The 26,423-nt window shown below is 56.3% G+C and carries 24 protein-coding genes and 2 pseudogenes; 8 read left to right on the top strand and 18 right to left on the bottom strand.

Annotation, left to right across the window (positions count from 1 at the left end; translation table 11 throughout):
* The first annotated feature begins 205 nt into the window (after positions 1-205).
* Positions 206-856: an integron integrase gene (locus tag B6S09_RS16465; RefSeq protein ID WP_341802696.1), complete on the top strand. Its 651-nt coding sequence runs from the start codon at positions 206-208 to the stop codon at positions 854-856.
* A 180-nt stretch (positions 857-1,036) separates the two neighbouring features.
* Here the strand turns inward: B6S09_RS16465 and B6S09_RS18825 are convergent.
* From B6S09_RS18825 to ectA, 13 genes and pseudogenes are all read right to left on the bottom strand, one after another.
* Positions 1,037-1,468, bottom strand: a pseudogene (locus B6S09_RS18825) (methyl-accepting chemotaxis protein); the annotation flags it as partial.
* Positions 1,469-1,576: 108 nt separating this feature from the next.
* Positions 1,577-2,281, bottom strand: a pseudogene (locus B6S09_RS18820) (PAS domain-containing protein); the annotation flags it as partial.
* 218 nt (positions 2,282-2,499) lie between these two features.
* A complete protein-coding gene (gene rplY / locus B6S09_RS16455; protein WP_094279583.1) occupies positions 2,500-2,787 on the bottom strand; it encodes a 50S ribosomal protein L25 in 288 nt (95 codons plus the stop codon).
* Between the two features lie 199 nt (positions 2,788-2,986).
* Positions 2,987-6,862 (bottom strand): ATP-dependent RNA helicase HrpA, encoded by a 3,876-nt coding sequence (hrpA, locus tag B6S09_RS16450; RefSeq protein ID WP_094279582.1) that lies wholly within the window; start codon positions 6,860-6,862, stop codon positions 2,987-2,989.
* Between the two features lie 689 nt (positions 6,863-7,551).
* Positions 7,552-8,019 carry an outer membrane lipoprotein gene (locus B6S09_RS16445; protein WP_208321793.1) on the bottom strand — a complete coding sequence of 156 codons (468 nt, stop codon included), beginning with the start codon at positions 8,017-8,019 and terminating at the stop codon, positions 7,552-7,554.
* A 78-nt stretch (positions 8,020-8,097) separates the two neighbouring features.
* Positions 8,098-9,237, bottom strand: a complete 1,140-nt coding sequence (locus B6S09_RS16440) for an MFS transporter (protein WP_094279581.1) — start codon at positions 9,235-9,237, stop codon at positions 8,098-8,100.
* A 93-nt stretch (positions 9,238-9,330) separates the two neighbouring features.
* Positions 9,331-10,059, bottom strand: a complete 729-nt coding sequence (locus B6S09_RS16435) for an HI_1241 family integral membrane domain (protein ID WP_094279580.1) — start codon at positions 10,057-10,059, stop codon at positions 9,331-9,333.
* Positions 10,060-10,090: 31 nt separating this feature from the next.
* Positions 10,091-11,713, bottom strand: a complete 1,623-nt coding sequence (locus tag B6S09_RS16430) for a DUF2813 domain-containing protein (protein ID WP_094279579.1) — start codon at positions 11,711-11,713, stop codon at positions 10,091-10,093.
* A gap of 28 nt (positions 11,714-11,741) precedes the next feature.
* Entirely contained in the window at positions 11,742-12,023 is a 282-nt protein-coding gene (gene ppiC, locus B6S09_RS16425) for a peptidylprolyl isomerase PpiC (protein WP_094279578.1), read from the bottom strand.
* A 208-nt stretch (positions 12,024-12,231) separates the two neighbouring features.
* A complete protein-coding gene (locus B6S09_RS16420) occupies positions 12,232-13,668 on the bottom strand; it encodes an aspartate kinase (RefSeq protein ID WP_228211227.1) in 1,437 nt (478 codons plus the stop codon).
* Between the two features lie 223 nt (positions 13,669-13,891).
* Complete coding sequence (locus B6S09_RS16415) at positions 13,892-14,293, bottom strand: ectoine synthase (protein ID WP_094279576.1); 402 nt, start codon at positions 14,291-14,293, stop codon at positions 13,892-13,894.
* Positions 14,294-14,373: 80 nt separating this feature from the next.
* A complete protein-coding gene (ectB, locus tag B6S09_RS16410) occupies positions 14,374-15,645 on the bottom strand; it encodes a diaminobutyrate--2-oxoglutarate transaminase (RefSeq protein WP_094279575.1) in 1,272 nt (423 codons plus the stop codon).
* Between the two features lie 62 nt (positions 15,646-15,707).
* Positions 15,708-16,214, bottom strand: coding sequence for a diaminobutyrate acetyltransferase (gene ectA / locus B6S09_RS16405; RefSeq protein ID WP_094279574.1), 507 nt, complete (start codon positions 16,212-16,214; stop codon positions 15,708-15,710).
* 494 nt (positions 16,215-16,708) lie between these two features.
* Between ectA and B6S09_RS16400 the strand changes: the two genes are divergently transcribed.
* From B6S09_RS16400 to B6S09_RS16370, 7 genes are all read left to right on the top strand, one after another.
* The gene (locus B6S09_RS16400) at positions 16,709-17,587 is read left to right on the top strand and encodes a tetratricopeptide repeat protein (RefSeq protein ID WP_094279573.1); all 879 of its coding nucleotides are present in this window, start codon (positions 16,709-16,711) and stop codon (positions 17,585-17,587) included.
* A gap of 100 nt (positions 17,588-17,687) precedes the next feature.
* Positions 17,688-18,023 (top strand): MaoP family protein, encoded by a 336-nt coding sequence (locus B6S09_RS16395; protein ID WP_094279572.1) that lies wholly within the window; start codon positions 17,688-17,690, stop codon positions 18,021-18,023.
* A 92-nt stretch (positions 18,024-18,115) separates the two neighbouring features.
* Positions 18,116-19,531: an exodeoxyribonuclease I gene (sbcB, locus tag B6S09_RS16390; protein ID WP_094279588.1), complete on the top strand. Its 1,416-nt coding sequence runs from the start codon at positions 18,116-18,118 to the stop codon at positions 19,529-19,531.
* A gap of 9 nt (positions 19,532-19,540) precedes the next feature.
* Positions 19,541-19,879 (top strand): CidA/LrgA family protein, encoded by a 339-nt coding sequence (locus B6S09_RS16385; RefSeq protein ID WP_094279571.1) that lies wholly within the window; start codon positions 19,541-19,543, stop codon positions 19,877-19,879.
* Positions 19,876-20,565: an LrgB family protein gene (locus B6S09_RS16380; protein ID WP_094279570.1), complete on the top strand. Its 690-nt coding sequence runs from the start codon at positions 19,876-19,878 to the stop codon at positions 20,563-20,565. The genes B6S09_RS16385 and B6S09_RS16380 overlap by 4 nt, the downstream gene beginning before the upstream one ends.
* Positions 20,566-20,577: 12 nt before the next feature.
* Positions 20,578-21,432, top strand: a complete 855-nt coding sequence (cdd, locus tag B6S09_RS16375) for a cytidine deaminase (protein ID WP_094279569.1) — start codon at positions 20,578-20,580, stop codon at positions 21,430-21,432.
* Between the two features lie 197 nt (positions 21,433-21,629).
* Positions 21,630-21,869 (top strand): hypothetical protein, encoded by a 240-nt coding sequence (locus B6S09_RS16370; RefSeq protein ID WP_243832889.1) that lies wholly within the window; start codon positions 21,630-21,632, stop codon positions 21,867-21,869.
* A gap of 95 nt (positions 21,870-21,964) precedes the next feature.
* On the opposite strand, the gene recR is transcribed toward B6S09_RS16370, so the two are convergent.
* The 5 genes from recR to B6S09_RS16345 form a co-directional block, all read right to left on the bottom strand.
* Entirely contained in the window at positions 21,965-22,570 is a 606-nt protein-coding gene (recR, locus tag B6S09_RS16365; RefSeq protein ID WP_094279568.1) for a recombination mediator RecR, read from the bottom strand.
* A gap of 147 nt (positions 22,571-22,717) precedes the next feature.
* A complete protein-coding gene (locus tag B6S09_RS16360) occupies positions 22,718-23,047 on the bottom strand; it encodes a YbaB/EbfC family nucleoid-associated protein (RefSeq protein ID WP_094279567.1) in 330 nt (109 codons plus the stop codon).
* A 40-nt stretch (positions 23,048-23,087) separates the two neighbouring features.
* Positions 23,088-25,307, bottom strand: a complete 2,220-nt coding sequence (dnaX, locus tag B6S09_RS16355; RefSeq protein WP_094279566.1) for a DNA polymerase III subunit gamma/tau — start codon at positions 25,305-25,307, stop codon at positions 23,088-23,090.
* 4 nt (positions 25,308-25,311) lie between these two features.
* Complete coding sequence (apt, locus tag B6S09_RS16350; RefSeq protein WP_094279565.1) at positions 25,312-25,857, bottom strand: adenine phosphoribosyltransferase; 546 nt, start codon at positions 25,855-25,857, stop codon at positions 25,312-25,314.
* Positions 25,858-25,921: 64 nt separating this feature from the next.
* The gene (locus tag B6S09_RS16345) at positions 25,922-26,314 is read right to left on the bottom strand and encodes a YbaN family protein (RefSeq protein WP_094279564.1); all 393 of its coding nucleotides are present in this window, start codon (positions 26,312-26,314) and stop codon (positions 25,922-25,924) included.
* Between the last annotated feature and the right edge of the window lie 109 nt (positions 26,315-26,423).

Here is a 26,423-nt window from a genome sequence, read left to right as displayed (position 1 = left end):
CCATTCATAGTGATAAGCTGCTGTTCAAAAGACAGCATATGATCACAGTGAGATCTGATCGTCAAAGCGATCCTCGAAAATCGACATTTTTCTTCAGAAAACGCGCGTTCCGGTGTAAAAAGTGGCTACTAATGTTTTCATTTTTACCCCGCTGAAAGCCTTGCCACGCAAGGGTTTTTCATGATCTTGCCCTGACCTGCCTGTTGTGCTCAACAAGGTGGAAGTACAGGTCATTCTGCAACATTTAAAAGACACACCAAAGCTGGTCACTCAACTACTTTATGGCTGTGGTATGAGAGTGAATGAATGCCTTCGTCTGAGAGTGAAAGACCTGGATCTCCACAAGCTGGCTGTTACCATTCACGATGGTAAAGGCAAGAAAGACAGAGTAACCCTGCTGAGCCGCTCGTTGGTGCCACTACTTCAGCAGCAAATGGCTCACGCCCTTGCGGTTCAGCAGGCCGATAATTCCCGGGGACTAGGTCCTTCTTTACCCGGAGCTTTGCACAAAAAATATCCCAATGCGTTTCGTCAGCCTGGCTGGATGTTTGTATTTCCCTCATCCGGTATTTGCAGGCACCCCTTTCACAACCACTGGTGCCGGCATCATCTTCATGACTCCTCCATACGCAAGGCGATAAAGCGAGCCGTCATGGCCGCAGGAATAACCAAACCAGTAAGTTGCCATACCTTCCGGCATTCATTTGCTACCCACCTTCTGGAGCAGGGCACCGACATTCGTACCGTGCAGGAGCTGTTGGGGCACAATGATGTGCGCACCACACAAATTTATACCCATGTTCTGGGCCAGCATTATGCCGGCACGGCCAGCCCGCTGGACACGCTACCGCCCTAACGTTTCAGGCCGCCATTCCCTGCCAAGACAGAACTCGAAAGAGTCTATTCTGACGGGATGAAGAAGCGGGTTCAATTGCAAAAATCAAAATATGCCGTGCAAAATGCGTGACTGCTGATTTAAGCACTTATGGGTTTAAGCGCAACATAAAAAAACCGCCTTCCGGCGGTTTTTAAGGAATTACAAACTGTGTTTAAATTGACCTACTGCATCCACTACCTGACGGGCCCCCTGCTGAATGGCCTGCATTACCTTTCCGGCATCATTGGAGAGCGCCAGTGCCCGCTGTGCCTTGGCCATGCTTTCTTCAATCAGTGACACGGCGTTTTCGGTGAGTTTACGATTCTCTGACACCATCTGAATGATTTCTTCGGTAGCGGCGCTGGTTCGGGCGGCCAGGCTTCTCACCTCATCAGCCACTACCGCAAATCCCCTGCCCTGCTCACCGGCCCGGGCCGCTTCAATAGCCGCATTAAGCGCCAGCAGGTTGGTTTGATCGGCAATGCCACGAATGCTCTCCACCAGTTCGGATACACGCAGGGATTGGGTATCCAGCTCAAAAATGCCCTTGCTGGCATCGCCCATCTGTTGTGAAAGCCCGTGCATGGTGCTGATGGTGGCGTCAATCACATCCATGCCTTTGAGGGTGTTCTCATCAGTCGATTTCGAGATGTCGTAGGCAATATCCGAAGTCTCGGCGGTGGCCAGCTCCCGGTTTACCTGATCGGTAATGACAGTGGCAAACTTCACCACCTTGTAAAGCTCGCCACTCTCGTCGTGGATAGGATTGTAAGACGCCTCCAGCCATACCGCCTGGCCATGGCTGTCTGCCCGGCGAAAGCGCTCAGATACATACTCCCCCCCGCGCAAACGCTGCCAGAAGGCATCATAGGCAGCAGAGTTTGCTTCTCCGGCATAGCAAAACATGCGGTGGTGTTTGCCCACGATCTGGCTGCGGGAATAGCCCATGGCAGTGAGAAAGTTATCATTGGCGTTGAGGATCACACCTTCCGGGCTAAATTCGATCACCGCCGACGAACGGTCGAGGGCGACCAGCATGTCTTCTTTCTCCCGGGAACGGGAAATGGTTCTGGTCAGCTCACTGGAATAAGCATCCAGCTCTACCTGTCCGGTGTTGCCCACGGGTCTGGGATGCAAAATGGTGCGAAACCAGACTTCCCGGCCATTTTTACTGACCAGCTGCAGGGCACCATGCCAGTGCCGGCCCCGGCGAATGGCGTCGAGCATCAGGCGGCAATGATCCTTGCTCATGGCGCTGGGCACAATAAGGTCAGTTAATGGCCGTTGCAGCCATTCGCTCCGGGTATAACCCAGTGATTCAAAAAGCAGGTTATTGGCATTGAGCAGCATGCAGTTGCTGTCGAGAGAGAAGTAGATCATCTCTTCCGCCAGATCCTGCTGCATGCTCTGATACAAGCCGAGTTCAGCTTCCAGCTCATCAATGCGTTGCTGTAACCTTTTGCTTTTAAACATTCTCTTTTTCCACGTTTGAATGACCCTGTCATTTTCGCCGGCATTATATTTAAAACGGATTCATTTAAATATGAAAAAGCAGGGGAGTAGCGGACTGCAGGCACAAAAAAACCGCCTTGCGGCGGTTTTTAGTCTGGAGGCTGTATCGCTTAGGCGCGAACGAAGTCCAGGTGAGCCAGCTTGGGCTTGTAGGGGTGACGCTGAACGTCCTGAACCTTAACCTTCACTTCCTGACCGTCGATTACCAGGGTCAGTACTTCGTTGTAGAAAGCATCTTCTTGCTGAGCGATGATGGCTTTTTTGTGGTCCAGAGCAACAGCTACCGGCTCTTGGTTGCCGCCGTAGATGATGGCAGGCACTTTGTCAGCGTGACGCAGGCGGCGGCTCGCACCTTTCCCCAGGTCAGTACGCACTTCGGCTTCAAATACAAATGACATAATTTTCTCTCTTGAGGTTAATGGCGAACGCTGCGACCGGCATTCGCCTTGTAAAAAGCGCGCGGATGTTAACACGCGGTGTATGGTGAGGGCAAGAACAGAAGCCCCGCCGTTGTCTGCCTGTGGACCCCCGCCTTCGCGGGGGTGACGAGATAAAAGCGGGAGTGACATGAGGAAAGCGGAAGTGACGAAGGGCTGGTTACAGCGCTTCTATCTGTTGCAGTATGCGCTTGTCCGATACCGGATAAGGGGTGCCCAGGGTCTGAGCGAAATAGGACACCCGCAGCTCTTCTATCATCCAGCGCACGGCTTTCACTTCCGGATCCAGCGGCTTACCCTTGGGCTGCTTTTTCAGCAGCGCCTGATAGACGGTCTGCACATGCTGAATTTTCAGCAGGTGTGCCCGGTCCCGGTGCGGATCAATGCCCAGCTTGTCGAGCCGCCGGCTTAAGGCCTCCAGGTAACGGCTGACGTCTTTAAGCCGTTCGGCGCCGGTGTCGGTCACAAACCCCCGATAAATCAGACTATCAAGCTGGGCCTGAATATCCGACATCGCCATGGCCATAGACAGGTCAATCTTGCCCTTCAGTCGCTTCTTGATAGCCTGAGCCCGGCTCAGTATCTCTTCCACCTGCAGGGCAATGGCCGCCACCACCGGGTTCAGCTCGCCGGCCACCTTGTCTTTCAGCTCGTCGAACTCCGCCGGGGTCCAGGCCGGGGCTCCATACTGGCGCATCAGCTGATGCATGCCGGCACGAATGCAGTCATCCACCAGATCCAGCACCTTGCCGTAAGGGTTGAAATACAACCCCAGCTTGGCCTTGTTGGGCAGCTTGTCCTGCAAATATTTGATGGGTGACGGCAGTTGCAACTGCAGCAATTTGCACTGACCGTCCCACATGGTCTGGGCCTGGCTGGTTTCGTCTTCGCACAGCTGCAATGCCACGCTGTTGCCCTGATCGGCCAGTGCCGGGTAGGCCTTCACTTCAAAACCGGCCCGCTTGGCGGCAAAGGTTTGCGGAATGGTTTTAGCCGGAAACGTCAGCAGCCCTTCCTGCTCAAAACGATCGTCATCCACCGCCTGAGTCAGCGCAGTCTGCACCTGGCCCTGCAGCGAGAGCTTAATGGCCTCCAGATCCCGGCCGGCGGCCAGGGTCTTGCCGTCGGCATCCACCACCGCAAAACGCATGATCAAATGTAGCGGCAGGGCATTCCAGTCCCAGTCTTCCCGGGGCACGGTCACGCCGGTCATACGCCGCAGGTGCTTTTCCATCTGGTCGAGCAGCGGGCCTTCGAACGGGGTCATGGCCGCCAGCAGCGCTTCGGCAAAGTTGGGAGCCGGCACAAAATGCTTTCGCATTGGCTTGGGCAGAGATTTGATCAGCGCCACCAGCAGTTCGCGGCGCAGTCCCGGCACCTGCCACACAAAGGGCTCGGGTGCCACCTGGTTGAGCAACGGCAGCGGAATGCGCACGGTCACGCCATCTTCTTCCTTACCCGGCTCAAACTGATAGTCCAAGGCCAAATTCAGGCCATCGTGCTGCCAGGCATCCGGGTAGTCGCGGGTGGTTACCGCACCGGCGCGCTCGTTAAGCAGCATTTCTTCGGTAAAGTGCAGTTGCTCCGGATTAGCCTTGCGTGCGCTTTTCCACCACTTGTCGAAATGACGAATGGAGACCATATCGGCAGGCAGGCGCTCATCATAAAAGCGGAACAGGGTATCGTCGTCAATCACCAGATCCCGGCGGCGTGACTTGTGCTCCAGGGTTTCGGCCTGCTCCAGCAGTGCCTGGTTGTGGTGAAAAAATTCATGGCGGGTGTGCAGCTCCCCTTCCACCAGGGCATGGCGAATAAACAGCTCCCGGCACAGTTTGGGATCCACACTTGAGTAATTCACCCGGCGGCGCACCACCACCGGCAGGCCAAACAGGCTCTGGCTCACATAGCCCATCACCGCGCCCTGCCGCTTCGACCAGTGCGGCTCGCTGTAGCTGGACTTGAGCAAATGGGCACCGGCTTCCTCCAGCCAGGCCTGATCAATACGCGCCGCGGTGCGGCCATACAAACGATGGGTTTCGGTGAGTTCGGCCACCATCAGCCAGCGCGGCGGCTTTTTGGCAAGTTGTGAGCCCGGCACCAGCACAAAACGGGCATTGCGCGCACCCATAATTTCTTTTTTATCGCCGTCACGCATGCCCACCTGGCTGAGCATACCGGTAAGCAGCGCCCGGTGCAGGCCCTCAACGCCGGCAGGGGTGCTGTTAAGGGAAAAGCCCAGTTCACGCACCACCAGCCGTAGCTGACTGTAAATGTCCTGCCACTCACGCACCCGCAGATAGTTGAGAAACTCAGCCATGCACTGCTTGCGGAACTGATTGCCACTGAGCGCCTTTTGCTGCTCCTTGAGGTAGTTCCACAGGTTGATGTAGGCCACAAAATCCGAGTCCTTGTCGGCAAAGCGGCGGTGCATTTCGGCGGCGGCCTGTTGTTTCTCCAGTGGTCGCTCGCGCGGGTCCTGAATGCTGAGCGCAGCGGTGATCACCATCACCTCGGTCACACAGCCATAATCCCGCGCCGCCAGCACCATGCGCCCCAGGCGTGGATCCACCGGCAAGCGGGACAAATCCCGCCCCAATGGCGTGAGGGTAAGCGCGTTCTTTTCGCTTTGCACCGCACCCAGTTCTTCCAGCAGGCGAATGCCGTCGGAGATATTTTTGTTTTCCGGGGCTTCCACAAAGGGAAAGGCGGAAATGTCGCCCAGCCCCAGAGCAAGCATCTGCAGAATTACCGAGGCCAGGTTGGTGCGCAGGATCTCCGGATCGGTAAACTCGGGCCGGTTTAAAAAATCCTCTTCGCTGTACAGACGAATACAGATGCCCGCTTCTACCCGGCCACAACGACCCATACGCTGATTGGCACTGGCCTGAGACACCGGCTCGATGGGCAGCCGCTGCACCTTGGTGCGATAAGAGTAACGGCTGATGCGCGCGGTGCCGGGATCAATCACATAGCGAATACCGGGCACGGTGAGCGAGGTTTCCGCCACGTTGGTGGCGAGCACAATGCGCCGGCCGGAGTGGGATTCAAAAATACGGTTTTGCTCGGCATTGGACAGCCGCGAAAACAAGGGCACAATTTCGGTGTGGCGCAGCTCCTGCTTGCGCAGGGCATCGGCGGTGTCACGAATTTCCCGCTCGCCGTTCATAAAGATCAGAATATCGCCGGGGCCTTCCTTGGTGAGCTCGGTCACCGCATCGAAAATACCCTGCAGCTGATCCCGCTCCCGGTTGTCGTCCACCAGCGGCCGGTAACGCAGCTCCACCGGGTAGGTACGGCCCGACACCGAGATAATGGGCGCTTCGTTGAAATGGTTGGAGAAACGCTCAGGATCGATGGTGGCAGAGGTGATGATTACTTTAAGATCAGGGCGCTTGGGCAGCAACTGACGCAGATAGCCCAGAATGAAGTCGATATTGAGGCTGCGCTCGTGGGCTTCGTCGATAATGATGGTGTCGTACTGGCGCAGCAGCCGGTCCTGCTGAATTTCCGCCAGCAGAATACCGTCTGTCATCAGCTTGACCTGGGTCTCCTGGCTGGCCTGATCGCTGAAACGCACCTTGAAACCAACCCGTTCACCCAGCTCGCAACCCAGCTCCTGGGCCAGACGCGTCGCCACACTGCGGGCCGCCAGCCGCCGGGGCTGGGTGTGGCCGATAGTGCCGTCCACTCCTAAACCCAGCTCCAGACACATTTTGGGGATCTGGGTAGTTTTACCCGAGCCGGTTTCACCGGCAATGATCACCACCTGGTTGTCCTGAATGGCTTTTTTGATGATGTCGCGCTTGTCGCTCACCGGCAGTTGGGGCGGATAAGCGATGGGGCTTTGCAGCAATTCCAGGCGGCGACTGCGTTCGGCCATGGAAGTGGCCATTCCCAGGGCTATTTTCTCCAGCACCTGCTGGCGCTTGGCCTCATTCAGCTTTGCCACGCCCTGCAGCCGACGACGAAAGCGCCCACGCTCCGCCCCTCTGCACTCTTTCAGCCTTGCCTGCAACTGTTCAACCGACTGCGCCAAAACCAGAACCCCTGTTTGTTTATAAACACGTTTTGCCAAAAAATCTGGCGCGCAGTCTAGCAGAAACGGGCTTTTTAATGCAGTGGTAACACACCGGTCGCCGGGTTCGGCAACGCGGTCACCGACCAGCCACTGCCAGCGTATTACTGCCCGTTTTTTCCTCAAAAGCTGCTGCCGGAACTCCCCTTTCCCTGGCAAGTAACGCTAAAAGGCAATAATTTTTCCTTTATGGCTCTCATCAAATACCTCTGGACACCACCACCAATAAAACCAAGAAATACACATAAGCATCTGACAAATAACACCTTTTAATAAAAAAACATAAAAATAACATCACATAATCTGATTGTTACGTCAGGTTGTGGCCACGAATACTGACAAAAACAGACGTTACCACCCAACATCCTCACCAAACGCAAATAAAATATAGATTACCGATTGAAAAGCAAACATCGTGCCGGTATAGTGTGTTCACAGCCCACTGTTAAGGAAGGTAAACAATGAAAGAATTAGTAATAACTGTCATTTTTACAGTCTGCGCAACCATGCTTGCCGTTTCTGCACCTTCCTTGGCACAATTCTAACTGAGCCCGGGAAGACAGGACTGTAATACACTAAGAAATAACAATATTTCCTGTGAAAACAAAAAAGGCACCTTTCGGTGCCTTTTTTGTTTCTCATCATGACTGTCAGTAAGGAGCCACGCTCATGCTGCTGCCCGAGCCGATCATCCGGACCCGTTGACCCGGTTGCCAGCTGCGGTCCGCTTTTTGTACCACCACCAGGCTTTCACCGTTGTCCGTGCGGATCTCAAGTTCTACCGCATTCACCTGACTCATTTTCTCTTCCGCTCTCGACCCCACCATGGCACCAGCAAGGGCACCGGCAGCCGTTGCCAGCGAGCGTCCGGTACCACCGCCAATGGCGCTGCCGGCAATACCACCAATCACGCCACCACCCACGGTGCCGACCACATTTTCCTCACCCGCCTGTATCTTTACCGGCCGTACCGACACCAGAGTGCCATAAGTCACGCTTTGTGCACGGCCCGCAGCACTGCTGCTGTATACATCGCCGGAATAAACATCGGTATTGGCGCAACCGCCCAGACCCAGGGCGGCCAATATGACTACCGCCGATAATTGTTTGATATTCATAATGTGCTCCCGCTATTAAGAAGTAAGGCAATAAGACATTACACTCTCAACACTGCCTCGTCACCCAAACAACTCCAATTACACCGCGTTACCCACTGGCTTATCAAGCAGCAGACGCGCCAGCAACAGCCATATTCCCCAGCCCGCCACCAGTAAAATAACGAACAGGAATAATCCCGACTGATAGCGCTCCAGCATCATGCCGGCAACCGCCGGGCCGGTCAGTGAACCAATGCTGTAAGCAAACATCAGTTTCTGCGTCATGCGGACCAGGGCTCGCCCGTTCATGTTGCCACAAGCATAAGACATGGTTGTCGGATAAAGCGTAAAAGCGCCGGCACCCACCAGCACAAAAGCCGGGATCAACATGTTGATGCCATCAGACTCCCACAGCAGCAGGCAGCCACAGCCTACCATCAGGGTCTGAACCCCCATCATGGTCCGCTTGCCAACTTTATCTGCCAGGCTGCCGTTAGGGAGCTGAAACGCCATACCGCACAAAATAAGCCAGGCCATGTACAAACCCACTTCGTCACCCAGTGCCAGTTGCTCGAGCTGGATCGGCATCAGCGCCGAGATCCCACCCAGCAGCATTCCCGCCACCAGACAACCCGCCAGCCCCAGCGCACGCTCGGCCCGTGGCGGCTTGCTGCTCACCGCCCCCTCCGCGGCACCTTCTTCTTCCAGAGCGGGTGCCCGGGCAAAACGCAGCGGCAGCAAGGCCAGTGCACACAGGCCGGCAGCCAGCCAGAACGCCGATTGGGTATAGGAAGGGAACGCATCAATAAACAGCTGGCTGATACCATAACTGAAGTAATACACCAGCATATACCGGGCCATGGCACTGGAGCGACGATGCAGCGGAGCCACCCCCAGCACCCAGCTTTCCACCGCCACAAAACTCACCGCAGCCGCCATCCCCGCCAGCATCCGTAACACCAGCCAGAGCGGCAACAGGCTGGTCCAGGTCAGGGCCATGGCCGCAAACGCCAGCGTTGCGCTGCACAGCACCAGGGCACGAACATGCCCCAACCGCTGAATAAGACGGTCAGCAAAAAAGCTGGCACCCAGCATACCCAGATAAAAGGCAGCCCCCACCAGGCCAATCTGTGCCGCCGGTGCACCTTCGCCATTAAGGTAAACGGCCACCAGGGTCACCAGAAAGGCATTGCCCAGTGTCAGCAGAATAAGATGTGTGTAAAGGGGAACAAGATGCATGGACGCCTCCGGATTTCGAGGCGCGCATTCTAGAAAGCGCCAAATCACAAGTACAACGAGAAAATTTTGTGATTTGGCGAGAAAATTTGATGTTTAACTAATGTTACCGGCCATATGCCAGATCATGCCTTGTCCAAGCGTCAGAGCCCCCAATATTAACAAGGTGGCAACGGCAATCACCGGTGGTTTGGTCTGCTCTTTTCGCAGCAACGGCAACCACCACACCAGCGCTCCCAGCAGCACAGCAGCACTGACCTGTACAAACGGCATCACCATGGCATTCTGTACCGGTTCACTCAGGCCTGCTGCCTTGACCACCAGCGCCAGCAACCAGATCACACCAAAGGCGGTACCGGCCAGCGGCAACAACACATTAAAAGCCTGCAACCGATGACGGGCACGCACCATGATCAGATGAGCAAAGACACAACCGCCGGCCCCTGCCGCCAGCAGCGCCCAGCCCGGCCCCATGCGCCAGCCAATCAGGGCACCATAAACTACGGCCAGTATCAGTGCCGGATAATGCCAGCTTACGTCCAGACTGCGTTTGCCCTGCATACGAGCCTGATACAACACCGTGCCCAGTCCTGCCGCCAGCGTTACACCACCCAGCCAGAGCATGGTGACAGACACTCCTGCCTCCACGCCCAGCATCAGTGCCAGACCAAACACCGCCCACACCGACATGGCACCGTCACTGATGCGACGTCGCTGTCCGGGACAGAGGTCTCCGTTTTTCAATACCCATACCAGCAGCCCCAATGCCGCCACTGCCGTTAATGCCAGAGGCGCAAACAACCGCGCCGGCAGCAATTCTGTCATGATTTGTCTCCGTTAATTCGTTGGCCGTATTTTACCGCTGACGACGGGCCAGCGCGACCATGCGGGCAAACATTCGGCGCAGCTCTACCGGCACCCGCTCAGGGCCATGAGGTTCAATCGCCTCCACCAGCGCCAGCGCCATCCCCGGCTTACTGCGCCGGCTGAGCGCCCGCTCAATAATGCGTGAAGGCGGCGTATGTTTATCAAAAATACGGGCTTCCTGACGAAATACCTGCTCAAGGCCGTTAAAATACATGTAATGTTCAATATCGGTACGGGGCAGCACCGTCAGGTGATCCGTTTCCCGCTCTCCCCGCAGCATACCCCGCACTCCCTGCGCATATTTCTGACCGGCCTCGTCACCATCGGTCAGCAGGTGCCAGCCAATACCAAAGTCCCGGGCGACCTTGATCAGCGGACTGTGGCCGCACTGAGCGAACTCGATAATACGGATGCCCTCGGCTGGCAGCACATAGCCGCAGATGCGGGCCAGCTCGGAAAGCAGCCAGATTTCGGTTTCGCCTTCCACCAGCAGCCAGTAACGGGCAAATAACGACATGGGCCGGTTAATGCGCACATGAAAGGCAATACGGCGCATATCTTCGGCACTGTAACGCTCGTTACCAATGAACAGGCAGCGGGTTTCTCCGTTCAGCCGCACCAGCCGGCGCAGATGGTTAAGCGGAAAGGCCGACAGCAAATCGCCGGAATTGGTGGTGACCAGCTTTTGACCGGGAAAACGTTCCAGAATGCCCCAGGTGGCCGCCAGCATGGTGGGATGCAGCCGGCTTTCAGGATCTTCAATCAGCAGCAGCGGCCGGGCCCCGGTTTCAATGGGGCGTCCGCCCCGGGCCTGCAAAATGGTGCGGGCCACCGCCGCCAATGCCAGAGACAGACCGCTTTCTTCCCCCAGCGGCTGCCAGTCGTTGAATTTGCCCAGCTGACTCAGAGTAACCGGGTGAATGGCAATATCCTTGGCACGCCTTGGCGCCCGGCTGGTCGCCCCTTGAGGCGTAAAATAATGCTCAAACAGCTGGCGTACCGCATCCAGTCCGGCCTGGATCTCTTTGCGGCTGAGCTCCTTTTCCTCCGCCAGTTGTTCGCTGAGCCGGCTCAGCAGTTGCTGATAGTCACCATTCAAATTCACAATGGGCAGATCCTGAGGCGCACCGCGGGAGTCCCGCAGGCGGAATACCGGATTCATTTCGATCAACCGGTGCACCAGGCGAGAAGGGTTGGGCAGTTCCAGTACATTACCCGAGCCGTCCAGAAACTCGTGACGGCAGTGGATCCCACGCTTGTCACGCCAGGCCCGGGCACGATAATGCACCCGGTGAAAGCTGTCTTTATGAGGTACCCACACCTGTTCAAGGCGGGCAAGGCGGTTGGAATGCTGACTCACACCAGGTCTGTGCTCACGGTAACTCAGGGTTATGGCCAGCTCATCGGCGGCATTGCCTGACTCGGTGCGATAAAAGTCTTCCTCGGCAAACTCATAACAACAGGCACCCCGGCCCATCAGCCGCCACAGAGCCCGGAACAGACTGGTTTTACCCCAGGCGTTCTCTCCCATCAGAACCGTGCTTTGATCCAGCGGCAGCGACAGCTGATTAATGCCAAGAAAATTGCGGATGTTAACGTGCTCAAGATACATGGACGCTATCCGGATTGGTGAGTGAAGATCAGCTACGGTAAAGCACTTTGATCAGATGATAGCCAAAACGGGTTTTTACCGGCCCCTGAACCTTGAGTTCGGGCCCGGTAAAAACTGCCTTGTCAAAAGGACCGGCCATATCACCTTTTCTGAACTCACCCAGATCGCCGCCTTTCTTGCCGGAAGGACAAAGTGAATGTTTTTTGGCCAACTGGTGGAAGTCGGCTCCCTGATCAAGCTGAGCTTTTAGCCGGTTACATTCGGCTTCGGTTTTCACCAGAATATGCAGGGCACAGGCACGTTTTGCCATGAAGGGATCTCATTGAAATAAAGCAGTAAGAGTAGTGTGCCAAAATGCGGGGGCTGCCGCCAGTGCGGTGATGGGAATGCAGGGAGCGTCGTCAATTACAGCACAGTGCTGCAAAAATGCATGGTTCCCCGCCTTCGCGGGGATGACATTTTTTGGGGCCGGGGATGGCATTTTTTGAAAAGCGGGGGTGGCAGATGACGGATATGATTTACGCCACAGCCAGCGCCACGGTGTCAGCATGGGTCTGTACCAGTTCATCGTGCAAGGCCACCACTGCCTGCTCGTAAAACTCGTCATTCACAATAAACTGCATTTCCACGGCTCTGAGCGACTGATGCACGGCACGCACCGGCACATCTGCCTTGTTCAGCGCCGCCACCGAGCGGGCCAGCAGGCCGGGTATGCTCATGTCACTACCCACTGCCGACACCAGCGATACCTTGTGAGTAGTCACTTCGGCATTATCAAAACGACGCTGCAGAGAACTGACCAGACGACGTACCTGCTTGCGGTTACCCGCCACATAATAAGTCAGGGTGTTGGCGTTCATGTCCTTGGCCACCAGGTTCAGTTGCATTTTGTCGAGCTCGTCGGTAAAGCCCTCGGCATAATGAGAAACCCGGCCCACCATGTCCTGATCAAACAGCTCCACTGCAAACAGGTTACGACGACCAGCCACCATTTCCACACAGGGTGCCGGGCTGCGGTAATCGGTGGTGATAAGCGTCCCTTCATGATCCGGCTCAAAGGTGTTACGAACCCGCAACGGGATCCCCTGCTGACGCAGCCCTTTGGCAGCCTGAGGGTGAATCGCCTCCATCCCGAGGTTTGACAGCTGATCGGTCACATCATAGTTGGTGCGGCCAATGGGTATCACCTGCTCTTCACCGGCCAGGCGCGGGTCGGCACTGCTCAGGTGATATTCCTTGTGAATAATGGCTTCCCGGGCACCGCTCAGCACCGCCAGGCGACTGAAGGTCATTTCACTGTAACCCCGGTCAAAACTGCTCATCAGCCCTTCCTTACAATGGGCATAACCCGTTACCACCGGTAACTGACTGGACAAATCCACCCGGGCCAGGGCCTGAGTCAGCACATCGTCCAGTGGCAAGGCATCGTCTGTGCGCCAGCCCGTCAAATCCATCAGAATCGCATTCACACCGCTCTGGCGCAGATACAGCACCATATTATGAGCACTGTGTGCTTCCCCCATCGCAGCCAGCAGCTCACGAATGGTCTGCAGCTGCTCGGCAAGCTGGAACTGACCAAAGGCGCACACCTTGCGCAGGTGGCTCAGGCAGCCACGAATGCCGGCCATCCGTTCGCGCAGAAAAGCATCGGCCAGCGCCCGCTCGGGGGTCGCACCAAACATTTGTTCATTGATCTGCGCCATGCGCAGGCTGACATTATCCAGCGCCTGCTCCCAGGCATAATCGTCTTCTGCATCGGCAAACGTGGCATAAACACCAGGCGCACCGGTGCGCTTGCATTCCAGCAGGCCATCGGTAATGCCACCAAAAGCGGACACCACCAGCATGCGCTGGTAATAGCTATTCTTGTCACGGTGGTACAACACAATATTGTCGCGGACCGCCTGGTACTGACTCATCGAGGTACCACCGATTTTCTCTACTGTATGTGACACTCTGTCATTCTCCCGTTCTCTGACACTGAACATGCAAGTATTGAGCGCACATTTTCAGTGGGCCTGGGTTACACCACCCTGCCCAGTGAAAAGGCACGAAACGCACAGCGTAGCGAAGCAGCAGCGAGGATTGCCGTCGCCGACCGTCCCATGGAGGGGCTCGAAACGTGTCGGCGGAGCGCAATCGCGCTGATGCTTCGCATTGCAGACGCTTTTCTCTGCCTTAGGCTTCTTCCGCTTCCAGCGGATACACGCCATCGGCATCATGCACTTCCTTGCCGGTAAGCGGCGGGTTGAACACACAGGCCAGCTTCATCTCTTCACTGCCACCGCGCAGCAGGTGCTCATCGTGCTGATCAAGGACATACAGGGTGCCGGGGACAATCGGATAAATCTTACCGGTGGCCAGATCTTCAATTTCACCATTGCCACTCATGCAATACACCGATTCCAGGTGGTTCTGGTAATGAATATGTGTTTCGGTATGGGCATAAATGGTGGTGATATGAAACGAGAAGCCCATCTTGTCGTCTTTGAGCAGCATACGGGTGCTTTCCCAGGTACCGGTTTCTGACTCAACGCGGCGTTCGGTTTTCTCACAGTCGGCAAGGGTTCGTACTATCATGATTTTTCCTTTTGTTTTCCGGTATTCATGGCCCCGGTATGGCGGGGCCGCATTATCTATTCAGGCATGCTCGCCGCGGCTTATGACGCTTTTTTGAGACGCCTTGCAGCAACATCCAGAATGGCCTGCTCCAGCCAGTCCAGCCCCTGGGTCAGCTCTGCTTCGGTGATAATCAGCGGGCACAGACATTTCACCACTTCATCATCGGGGCCGGCCGTTTCGATCACCAGCCCCAGCTCAAAGGCACGACTGGTGATTTCATCGGCAATATCCCCGTTCATACAGGCAAGGCCCTGCATCAGGCCCCGGCCTTTTACCCGCTCGAACAGCTGGGGATATTTGTCGGCCAGCTGCTGCAGACGGGCCGTCACCAGCTCACCTTTGGCACGCACGCCAGCAGCAAATTCATCATTCTGCCAGAAGGTTTCCAGCGCCTTGCGGGCGGTAATGAAGGCATGATTGTTGCCGCGGAACGTGCCGTTATGCTCACCCGGCTCCCACTGATCCAGATCCGGACGCAGCAGCACCAGCGCAAAAGGCAGCCCCATACCACTCAGGGATTTGGACAGTGTAATGATGTCGGGCTTGATACCTGCAGGCTCAAAGCTGAAGAAGGTACCGGTGCGACCACAGCCGGCCTGAATGTCATCGGCAATCATCAGGATGTCGTGGGCGCGGCAGATTTTCTCCAGACGCTGCAGCCACTGTACGGACGCAACATTCAGGCCTCCTTCACCCTGTACCACCTCAAACAACACCGCAGCGGGTTTGTCCAGACCACTGGAGTTATCGTTCAGCATGGTTTCAAACAGCACCAGACTATCTTCGCCGGTACCGGCATAACCGTCGTAGGGCAGACGGGTCACATTGGCCAGCACGGTACCGGCACCGCCCCGGTGGTGCTGGTTACCAGTTGCCGCCAGCGCCCCCAGGCTCACGCCGTGGAAACCATTGGTGAAGGCCACAATGTTTTCACGACCGGTTACTTTACGCGCCAGCTTCATCGCCGCTTCCACGGCATTGGTGCCGGTAGGACCGGTAAACTGCGCGACATGATCCAGCCCCCGGGGCTTGAGAATAATATTCTGCAGCGCGCTCAGAAACTTTGCCTTGGCATCAGTGTGCATATCCAGACCATGGGCAATGCCGTCATGCTGAATGTACTCGATCAACGCCTCTTTCAGGACAGGATGGTTATGGCCATAGTTCAGCGTACCGGCCCCGGCCAGAAAATCGAGGTAACGTTTGCCACTCTGGTCGTGTAACCACACCCCTCTGGCCTGATCAAAGACCACCGGAAATGAACGGGCATAGGTTTGTACACTGGATTCCATTACGTCAAAAATATTCATCACCACTCCTTAAAGTGCGATTTCAAATCATTAAATGCGAAAAATGGGAGAAGAACCCGGGCTCAAGAGAGCGGAATGCGATAGAGGATCTCGCTTTTGCTGTCGCCGCCGAAGTGACGCTCCTGCTCGAACAGTATCTGGCGCACAGCCTGACCGGTGCCCCGATCGCGGGCCACGCTTTCAAATAACCCCCAGGATGCCGCGTTGTCGGGGGTAATGGTGGTTTCAATACGACGAACACCTTTGCAGGCATTCGCATCCAGCAGGTTATCGAGCAGACGACGGGCCAGTCCTTCTCCGCGGGCGCGTTTATCTATGGCTACCTGCCAGACGAACAGGGTGTCCGGTTCGGCGGGCTTGCGGTAGGCAGAGATAAACCCCAGCAGAGTGCCGTCATCCTCGTCTTCCGCCAGCATGCAAGTATCAGCAAAATGCGAGCACTGCAGCAGGTTGCAGTAAGTCGAGTTGGTATCCAGGGGTTTACACCGATCAATCAGCTGATTGACCTCACGACCATCCGTAGCATTGGGATGTCGCAGCACAAGTTGTAAGTCAACTGTTGTATCCATAATGGTTAGCTCGAATCTCTTTTGGTTAGTGGGCTAATCAAAAAATTCGTTATTAACCTAACAAAACATCAGTCAATTGCAAGAAAATATATGTGAATTTAATTTGAACAGCATACATAACAAGCGCCACCTGAAGCTCGTAAAACGGGGCACCCCCACCTCTTGAGCCCAGCAAAGACACCTACGCAAAACCACCACAAACCAAGATGATGCGTCAGAAATCACCACATAAAAAGGTCATTTCAACACCATTACTGTATAATCTCAGCCGAAGCAAAAATCACCAAAACCACCAGAAATCCTGAAGCCACCAGGTTATTTAATAACAACTCAAACTAATTTAGAGGCAAACCAAAAACCAAGAAAATTGGTTAGCACACAAACCAAAACTTCTTAAATCGTTGATAACTGTCATTTGAAAGCAAACCATCCGCACGGTACCCTCTGCCCTGGTTTTACATTCCATTCACACCGCCAGACCCACGGTATCCGCCATGCTGAAACACCTGTTTGCCCTGCTTTTTCTCTGTTTACCTTTCACCGTACTGCCTGCTGCTGAGCAGCCTGCCGGGTCGGAGGCCGGGGAAACCACGGAAGAAGTACGCTCCCGCCTCACTCCGTTAATGGAGCGCTATATGCTGGATGAGCTGAAGGCATTACGTACCGAGATGGCCCAGTTCCGGGTAAACGTAAAAGAAGAAGTGGTGCAAAAAGAGCTCAGTGTGGCCGACAAAGCCATGAGTTACGCCAACATTACCGTCACCTATTTTTTCTACCTGCTGGCCGGCGCCGCCTCCGTACTGGCCATTGTGGGCTGGCAATCACTGCGGGAACTCAAAAAATCGGCACGTGATTATGTAGAAACCCAGATGAAGCAAATCACCGACACCTACGAGCGAAAACTAAGACAAATAGAACGCGAGCTGCAGCGAAAAACCAAGGTTATTGCGGAAAACTACCGTGAGATTGAGCGCTTTCAGGAAGTACATGGTCTCTGGCTTAGAGCCAGTCAGGAGCAAAGCCCTCAGGCCAAAATGGAGATTTATGATCAGATCCTGCATATCAAGCCCGGAGATCTCGATGCACTGACCCACAAGGCTGATGCGGCCCTGATGATGGACGAACGCCAATGGGCTCTGAGCCTGTGCAACCGGGTAATGCAGGTGGATCCCCAAAACGCCCATGCACTCTATCAGCGAGCCTGTGCCCATGCCGGCATGGGCCATGAAGAGCAGGCCCTGAGCGATCTTGAGCTGGCCGTGGTGAAAAATGTACACCTGCGCCATGTGGCTGCTGAAGACGAAGAATTTGAACCATTACGCCAGCATCCCCGCTTCGTGGAGCTGACCAGTGACGTAGCGGAAAACACATAAAGAAAAATTGCACGACACATGAAAAAAATTGATTTTGCGTCGTGGGCCTGAGTGCCATACTTTCCGCGATCATCAATGCCACGTTAGAGTGAGAGTGCACATGAGCTTTGAGTCAGCCAAGCCGTTTCAGGACTTTACCCACTTCCCCCGGGGGCTGCGCCGCTGTGGTGAGTTTACCGTGACCGAAGCCCAGCTGCTTGAGCAATGCGGCCATGCCATGCTGGGGCTGTATACCGGTCAGCGCGCCCCCATGACCGATGAAGAACAGCGCTTTGTAGAACAGGTACAGCAACAGGCCATCCCCGAGCTGCGCCACGCCAAAGTATGGATGAAATATCTCAAGGTCATCGGCCCTCGCCGGGTACACCGTCTGTGCTCGCCAATGAGCAGCGGCAACGACGATGACTATGAGCCGGCAGAAGACACCGCCGACTGACGCCGCCCACCCAAGGGGGAACACGCTTACCCCTTGGGTTCCCGCTCCGTGTCACGCATAATGGCAGTAAACACAGCCACATGCATATCATCATGAGCGAACAGGCACAGCCCACCTTTTACTTCTACGACTTTGAGACCGCCGGTATCAGCCCGGCCAAGGACAGGCCGGTGCAATTTGCCGGCATCCGTACCGATGCCGACTTTAATGAAATCGGCGAGCCGCAGATGTTTTACTGCCGTCTGCCGGCCGATTACCTTCCCTCTCCTGAAGCAACGCTGATCACCGGTATCACGCCACAGAAAGCGCAGCAGGATGGCCTGTGCGAAGCCGACTTTATCGGCCACATTCATGAGCAGTTCAGCCGGCCACAAACCTGTGTGCTGGGCTACAACAATATCCGTTTCGACGATGAAGTCACCCGTTACACCCTGTATCGCAACTTCTATGATCCTTATGCCTGGAGCTGGCAGCAGGGTAACTCCCGCTGGGACCTGCTGGATGTGGTACGTGCTTTTTATGCCCTTCGTCCCGATGGTATCAACTGGCCGGAAGATGACGATGGCAAACCTACGTTCAAACTGGAGCGACTCACCCAGGCCAATGGCATTGACCACGGCCATGCTCACGATGCCCTGTCTGATGTGCGCGCCACCATTGCGCTGGCCAGGTTGCTCAAACAGACTCAGCCCCGGCTGTTTGATTATTTATTTGAGCTGCGCAACAAGCGCAAGGTCAAGGATTTGATCGACATCATCAACAGCAAGCCGCTGGTGCATGTGTCGGGCATGTTTTCTGCCTGGCAAGGCTGTGCCAGCTGGATTGCGCCGCTGGCATGGCACCCCGACAATGCCAATGCCGTTATTTGCGTGGATCTGGCAAAAGATCTCTCGCCGCTGGCAGAGCTGGACGCCGACACCTTGCGCCAGCGCCTGTACACCAAAAAAAGTGAGCTGGGCGAGCAGCTGCCGGTGCCGCTGAAATTAGTGCACATCAATAAATGTCCGGTGCTGGCCAAGGCGGCCGCACTGACCGAACAGCGTGCCGGCGAACTGGGTATTGACCGGGTTCAGTGCCGTAAAAGTCTCGACCTGCTGAGAAAATATCCCGAAATCCGGGAAAAAGCCGAGGCGATTTACCAGCAGTCCGCCGCGTTTGAGCAGGACGATGATGTGGACACCGCCCTTTATCACGGTTTTTTCAGTGACGCCGACAAAACCGCCATGGCCATGATACGCGATAGCTCACCGGATACCCTGGCCGAGCTGCCGCTGCAGTTCAGTGACGAGCGTCTGCCCGAGCTGCTGTTCCGCTACCGTGCCCGTAACTATCCCCACACCCTGAACGAGCAGGAATGGCAACGCTGGCGGCTGCACTGCCAGGACAAACTCTCGGCCCATGCCGAGGCCTATATGCACCGGCTGGAGCAACTGGTGATTGAGCATCAGGATGATGAAAACCGGCTGGCCCTGTTGCAGGCGGTAGCCCGTTATGTTCAATCCTTGTAAGATATTCATATGAAACTTATTCGTGATTTTGCAGTTATCTTTGCCTGCCTGCTGGCAGGCAAGTTTATTGCCTTTCTGCTGCCCTTTTCCTTTCCGGCCAGCATTATCGGGTTGTTACTGCTGTTTGGTTTGCTGAGTGCCGGGCTGATACGCCTGGAGTGGATCCTGGCCGGTGGCCAGCTGATCCTGCGGCATATGGCGTTGCTGTTTATTCCGGTGGCGGCCGGCTTGCTCAGCTACGCGGATATATTAAATCAAAGCATCGGCTTTATTCTGTTCGCGTCATTCAGCGGCCTGGTGCTGATCCTGCTGGCGGTAGGCTGGCTCTATCAGAGGCTCACATCATGATGTTCTGGCTGGCTATTCCCGTTACCGTGCTGTTTTATCTGCTCACCCGCAAACTGGCGCGCCGCTGGCACAACCTGTTAATTAATCCCATTCTGATACCGGCGCTGCTGGTGATTGGCCTGCTACTGGCCACCAACACCGATCCGAGTGAATATGAGGCGGGCGTTAAACCCCTCAGCCTGTTACTGGAGCTGACGGTGGTGGCATTTGCCCTGCCCCTTTATCAGCAAGCAGCCAAAATCCGTAGCCGGCTGAAGCCTATCTTGCTGTGCTGTGGTCTGTCGGTGGTGATTTCTGTAGGAACGACGCTGTTGATTGGTGGCATAATTCATGCCGATCACAGCCTGCTGGCTTCTGTGTCCACCAAATCTATTACCACACCGCTGGCCATGAGTGTCAGCGAATCCATGGGCGGTATTCCTGCCATTGCAGCCGGGCTGGTGATTATTGTCGGCATGATGGGGGCCATTACCGGCTTCCCGATACTGCGGCTGGCGGGTATTAACCACCCCGAGGCACAAGGGCTGGCCATGGGAGCCAGCGCCCATGCCATCGGTACCGGGGCCGCCGCCGAAGCTGGTAATGTTCAGGGAGCTTTCGCTTCTCTTGCCATGGTGGTCTGTGGCGTGATGACCGCATTACTGGCCCCACCACTGTTCTATCTTTATCTGTGGCTCACAGGCTGAGGAAGGCAGCGCATGACTCCGGCTTTGCAACAGGCATTACTACAGTTACGTCTTGAACACCCGCTCCGGCTTACTCCGGCTCAGGCCAGCGCCCTTGGCAGGGCAACGGGGCTGAACGAGAACAAGCTGGCCCAGGCCTTGTTAGCACAGGCACAGCGCCTTGCCCGGGCACCGGTCTCGGGGTTTGCGGTCGGTGCCATTGCCATCACCGGCTCGGGTCACTGGTATCTCGGTGCCAATCTGGAGTTTTCCGGACTGGCACTGCATCATGCCGTGCACGCCGAACAGTCCGCCATTGGCCACGCCGCGCTGCATAACGAACGCAGGATTGTCAAAATGGTGGTCAGCGCCAACCCTTGTGGCCATTGCCGCCAGTTTATGCAGGAGCTGAACCAGCCCGAGCTGCTCATCATACTGCCCGCCGAACAGCATACCCTGGCAGCATTACTGCCTCACGCCTTTGGCCCGGCAGATCTCGGCATCAGCACTGGCATGCTCGGCGCTGCGCCCGCCCCACTCGCCAGCGATAGTCCGGATCCCGTACAGCAGGCTGCGCTGACAGAAGCCAATCACAGCCATGCTCCCTACAGCCATAATCAGGCCGGAGTGGCCCTGAAGCTGACCGACGGCCGCGTGATCACCGGCCGCTATCTGGAAAATGCCGCGTTTAATCCGGGCCTCGGCCCCATGCAGCTGGCGCTCAGCCAGTTATCCCTGCACCGTGCTCACTCCGAGCATATTTGTCAGGCAGTCCTGGCCGAGCGTACCACCACCATCAGTCAGTATCCCGGTGCAGCCCAGCTGCTGGCCGCCGTCAGCCCGGTGCCATTGCACCAGCTGGCACTGTCATCCGGGAGCGCGTCATGAAACCGTATCTGTCTGACCACTGCCCGTTTTGTGTCAACGCCATGATGGCCGCCGGCGATACCGGCACATCTGGCTGACATCCGCGTTGCCCTTTATCACGATATGGCCTGCTGAGCCTTCGACCAATGGCTAATGGCCGGCGCTGCATGGGCTGGCCATACTGAAGAAACAATTTTTTAACATCGGAGTGCGAGGGAATGATGCTCTGGCTGAAACTAGCAGAAGCGGCGTTACTGCTGACGGGGTTGCTACTGGTTCTGATAGGCACCTGGCATTATGGCCGGCGCAGAAAAGACTGGCTGGCACTGCCGCGCATTGTGTTTAACCGTGCCAAGGATCTTACCCTGCAGGAATATCGCTGGCTGCGCTATGGCGGCATGCTGCTGTTTATCGGGGTACTGGTGCGGATTGCCAACCTGACCTTTTATCCGGTGTAATACCCCCTCCCGGCCTCCCCCTTGACAAGGGGGAGGAGCTTAACACTGCCTGCTCCCTCCCCTTTTTAAGGGGAGGGCTGGGGTGGGGTTTGCCTTCAGTCGCTGAAGGCTTTCCGGCCCATAAAGGAATGGCTGAGAGTATTGCCGTCGACCAGCTCCAGCTCGCCGCCAATCGGCACGCCGTGGGCAATACGGCTGACCGACACGCCGTGCTGGCGGGCAATATCGGCAATAAAATACGCGGTGGCTTCGCCTTCTACCGTGGGGTTGGTCGCCAGGATAAGTTCATTAAAGGGCTCCGAACTCAGCCAGCGCTCAAGCACATCCAGCCCCAGATCTTCCGGCCCGACCCCGTCAAGGGGAGACAAATGCCCCATCAGCACAAAATAACGCCCCTGATATTGCCCGGTTTGCTCAATGGCCACCACATCGGCGGGACTTTCCACCACACACAGCTGACCACTCAGTGCCCGTTTGGAGCTGGAGCAAATAGCGCATACGTCTTCTTCGGTAAAAGTACGGCACTGGCGACAATGGCCGATGTTATCCAGCGCCTGCTCCAGAACATAAGCCAGTTTACGGCCACCGGCCCGCTGCCGCTCCAGCAAGGCAAAGGCCATGCGCTGAGCCGACTTGGGCCCCACACCAGGCAGTACCTGCAGGTTTTTGATTAATTCATCCAGTAACGGACTGAAACGCATGAAAAGACTCTTGAACGGAAACTGAAGCTGAAACGGTTACTGGGATCCGTACTTCACCCCAGCCGACGCAGATGGGGAATGTTGCCCCCATGTGCCCCCCGGTGAAACAGGGGCTGGTAAACCCCTGTCTCTAAAGGTAAAAAATGCTTAGAACGGCATTTTGAAGCCCGGAGGCAGTTGCATGCCACCGGTGAGCTCGCCCATACGGGTTTTGTTCTGCTCTTCCACCCGGCGCACGGCGTCATTCACAGCTGCAGCCAGCAGATCTTCTACCAGTTCCTTGTCATCTTCCAGCAGGCTGTCGTCCAGCTCTACACGACGCACCGAGTGGCTGCCGGTCATGGTAACCTTGACCAGACCGGCACCGGCCTCACCCACCACTTCCATCTGGGCCAGCTCTTCCTGCAGCTTCTGCATTTTTTCCTGCATCTGCTGGGCCTGTTTCATGATATTGCCAAGTCCGCCTTTACCAAACATAGGTTGTCACTCTTTATTGATGGATTAAATACGTTAACGCTTACTGCACCATGGGCTCGATGCTGTCGGCATCCAGCTCAGCTGCAAAGCGCGAGATAAGGAATTGTACCGCATCATCGGCTTCAATTTCATCTTTGGCACGCGCGCAGGCGGCCTGATACAACTGTTGCTCTACATCCGCCGGGGTTTCTCCCTTTTCTCCCAGCTCCACCCGGACCCCGACTTTCCGGCCCAGGTGATCACTGATCAGCGCTTCGAGCTCCCCCTGTGTTTTTTCATTCAACAGGTGCTTTTGCGCCGGTCTGAGCCACAGTCGCCATTGATCCTCCTGCTGCTCCAGGGTGCTGTGCATGGCCAGTTGACGCAACAGCCCCCCCAGCGGCAACTGAGAAACCAGTTTGGCCCAGTGATCCTCTGCCTGAGGTAACAGCTGAGACGGCTTCAGGGGCTCTGGCTCGTTTTTCCAGCTGGTTTTCGCCGTCGGCACCAGCACAGATTCAGGCACAACCTGGGCGCGGGGCTGAGCCATCACAGAGGGCGTTGGTGCAACCGCCTGCATCGGTGCCTCGGAGGCCGGTGTCACCGGCGCAAATGCCGGTTCGCCATCCTGAGTCCAGGGCGGAGCATCGCTATCATCCCAGCTCATATCCTGATAAGCATCCAGCGGCGGCAACTCGCTTTGCGGCTGTGCGGTGGCTGCCGGTGCCGTCACCGGAGCAACGGGCCGCTGCTCAGGTTTTGCTACCTGCCGGGCTGTTGCCTCAGGTTTCGGGGCCGGTTCAGTGCGTTCCTGACTCAGCAGCCGGTTGCGGGTCTGTAGCAGCCGGCGGATGCGCGCCGCCTGCTCTGCGGCTTCATCCACCAAAGGCTCCGGTGCCGGGGGCATTGGTGGTTCCGGCGCGGTTTCAGGGGCGGCCGTTAGCGGAGACTCTGCACTCTGTTCGGGCATCGCCACCGTGCTACCGGCTTGCCCGGACGCGGCCTCTGGCATTTTGCCCATGCGCTCTGCTTGCTGCCAGATCTGCGCCTGCTCCTGCTCCAGACGGGCAGTTATGTTCTCCTCACTGTCAGCCGGTGCGGTCACCGGCTCCGGCTTTTTTTCATAAGCTGGATCCATCTGACCGGCGCTGCCCGAAACGGACCGGGTCTGCGGCGAAGAAACTGCCGGCTCGGCGGCGGTAACATCCCGGGGTGCAAACGCCAGCGTCCGCAACAGCGTCATCTCCAGTGCCGAACGACCATCGGGCGCAAACGGCAAATCTTTTCGGCCCTGCAGGCAAATCTGATAATACAGCTGTATTTGATCCGGACTGACCAATGGAGCCAGCCGGTTCAGTTCACCGGCGTGAGGCATGCCCTGTGCCGGAACCACCTGTGCCAGTGCCAGCTGATGCCAGAACGCGATCAGCTCTTTGTGAACATGGTCGTAGTCCGGCCCCAGGCTGGCCAGGCCAGCTACCCGGGCCAGCAATGCGGCCCCGTCACCGGCCAAGATGGCTTCCACCAGTGCCAGCAGTTGCTCCCGGTTAAGGCTGCCGAGCATGCGCTCCACCTGTGCCAGCTCAAGCTGTCCATTACCAAATGCCAGCGCCTGATCGGTCAGGCTCAGAGCATCACGCAGACTGCCATCAGCGGCACGGGACAAGGCCGCCGTTGCCTCGGGCTCAAACGCCATTTGCTCCTGCTGCAGAATGTGCTGCAGCTGATGGTCAATCTGGCCTGGCTCCAGGCTTTTAAGATGAAACTGCAAGCAACGGGACAGGATGGTAATAGGCAGCTTTTGCGGGTCCGTGGTGGCCAGCAAAAATTTCACATGAGGGGGCGGCTCTTCCAGGGTTTTCAGCAAGGCGTTAAAACTGTGCCGCGACAGCATGTGCACCTCATCGATGAGATACACCTTAAACCGGCCCCTGGCCGGCTGATATTGCACGTTATCGAGCAACTCACGGGTATCTTCCACCTTGGTGCGACTGGCAGCATCAATTTCAAGCAGATCAACAAAACGCCCCTGCTCTATTTCCAGGCAGCTGTCACAGCGGCCGCAGGGATCGGCAGACACGCCGGTTTCGCAGTTGAGTGCTTTGGCCAACAGCCGGGCAATGGAGGTTTTGCCAACCCCCCGGGTACCACTGAATAAATAAGCATGGTGCAGGCGGCCCTGCTCCAGTGCATTGATAAGGGCGGTCAGCACATGCTGCTGCCCCACTACCTCACTGAAGCGGCGCGGACGCCACTTGCGGGCCAGAACCTGATAACTCATAAGCTCAATGGCCGTCAAATTCAACCAGGCTGGTCACGCGTACACCCAGCTTGTTCAGCCTCTGTATACCTCCCAGCGCCGGCAGGCCGATCACAAAAGCCGCTTCCTGAACTTCACCGCCACAGCGGCGCACCAGTTTGACCGCCGCTTCCACAGTGCCGCCGGTCGCCAGCAAATCGTCAATGATCAACACCTTCTCACCGGGCTCAATAGAGTCGGCATGGATCTGCAGCACATCAGAGCCGTACTCCAGCTGATAAGCCGCTTCCACTACATCACGGGGCAGTTTGTTGGGCTTTCGGGCCGGAATAAAACCCACCCCCAGTGCGGCCGCCACCGGTGCACCGAAAATAAAACCCCGGGCCTCGGTGCCCAGTACTTTGCGTACACCCGAGTGCCGGTAATGCTCGACCAGGGTTTCGATGGTCAGACGAAAAGCCTCCCCGTTTTCTACCAGACCGGTAATATCGCGGAACACGATACCGGGCTTGGGGTAATCGGGAATGGAGACAATACTGTCTGCAATCAGCTTGAGGGTGTCTTGTTTCATGGCGTCTGGCGGCCTCACTGAACCCGGCAGCTGCGGGCATGGCATTGAATTAAGGTGTGAAATCTTAGGGCCTCGTCCGCTCCATTGCAACCATGCTCCGCTCAGGCACTGCCGGCAATCGCCACATCCAGCAGGCCAGCGCCATAAAGGTCAGCACCAGGGCAATACGCACCCACCACAACGGCACCAGATAAACAGAAAATGCAAAACTGGCCGCCATCACAATGAGTGCCCGACGCTTTACACGCGGCCTGAGGCCTCTGTGCTCCTGCCAGTCCTGGATCATGCCGCCAAACCAGGGGTGGTTGACCAGCCAGGCATGCACAGTGTGGGAAGACTTGCCGAAACAGCAGGCAGACAACAGAATAAACGGAGTGGTGGGCAGCACCGGTAAAAAAGCCCCCAAAATGCCGAGCCCTAATGATATGCCGCCAAGCAGGGCAAATAAGAATCGCATTGCACTCTCCTGCCAGTGTTCAGTCCTGTACCGACTATAGCAAAATACGCTTTTAAAAACCCGGGGCGATGCATACCATGGCACTTTTAAACCGGCGCGGTTACACTGC

Source organism: Oceanimonas baumannii, assembly GCF_002245495.1.
Classification (GTDB): domain Bacteria; phylum Pseudomonadota; class Gammaproteobacteria; order Enterobacterales; family Aeromonadaceae; genus Oceanimonas; species Oceanimonas baumannii.
The sequence above is the reverse complement of the archived record's forward strand: the minus strand, read 5'-3'. Positions and strand labels throughout refer to the sequence as shown.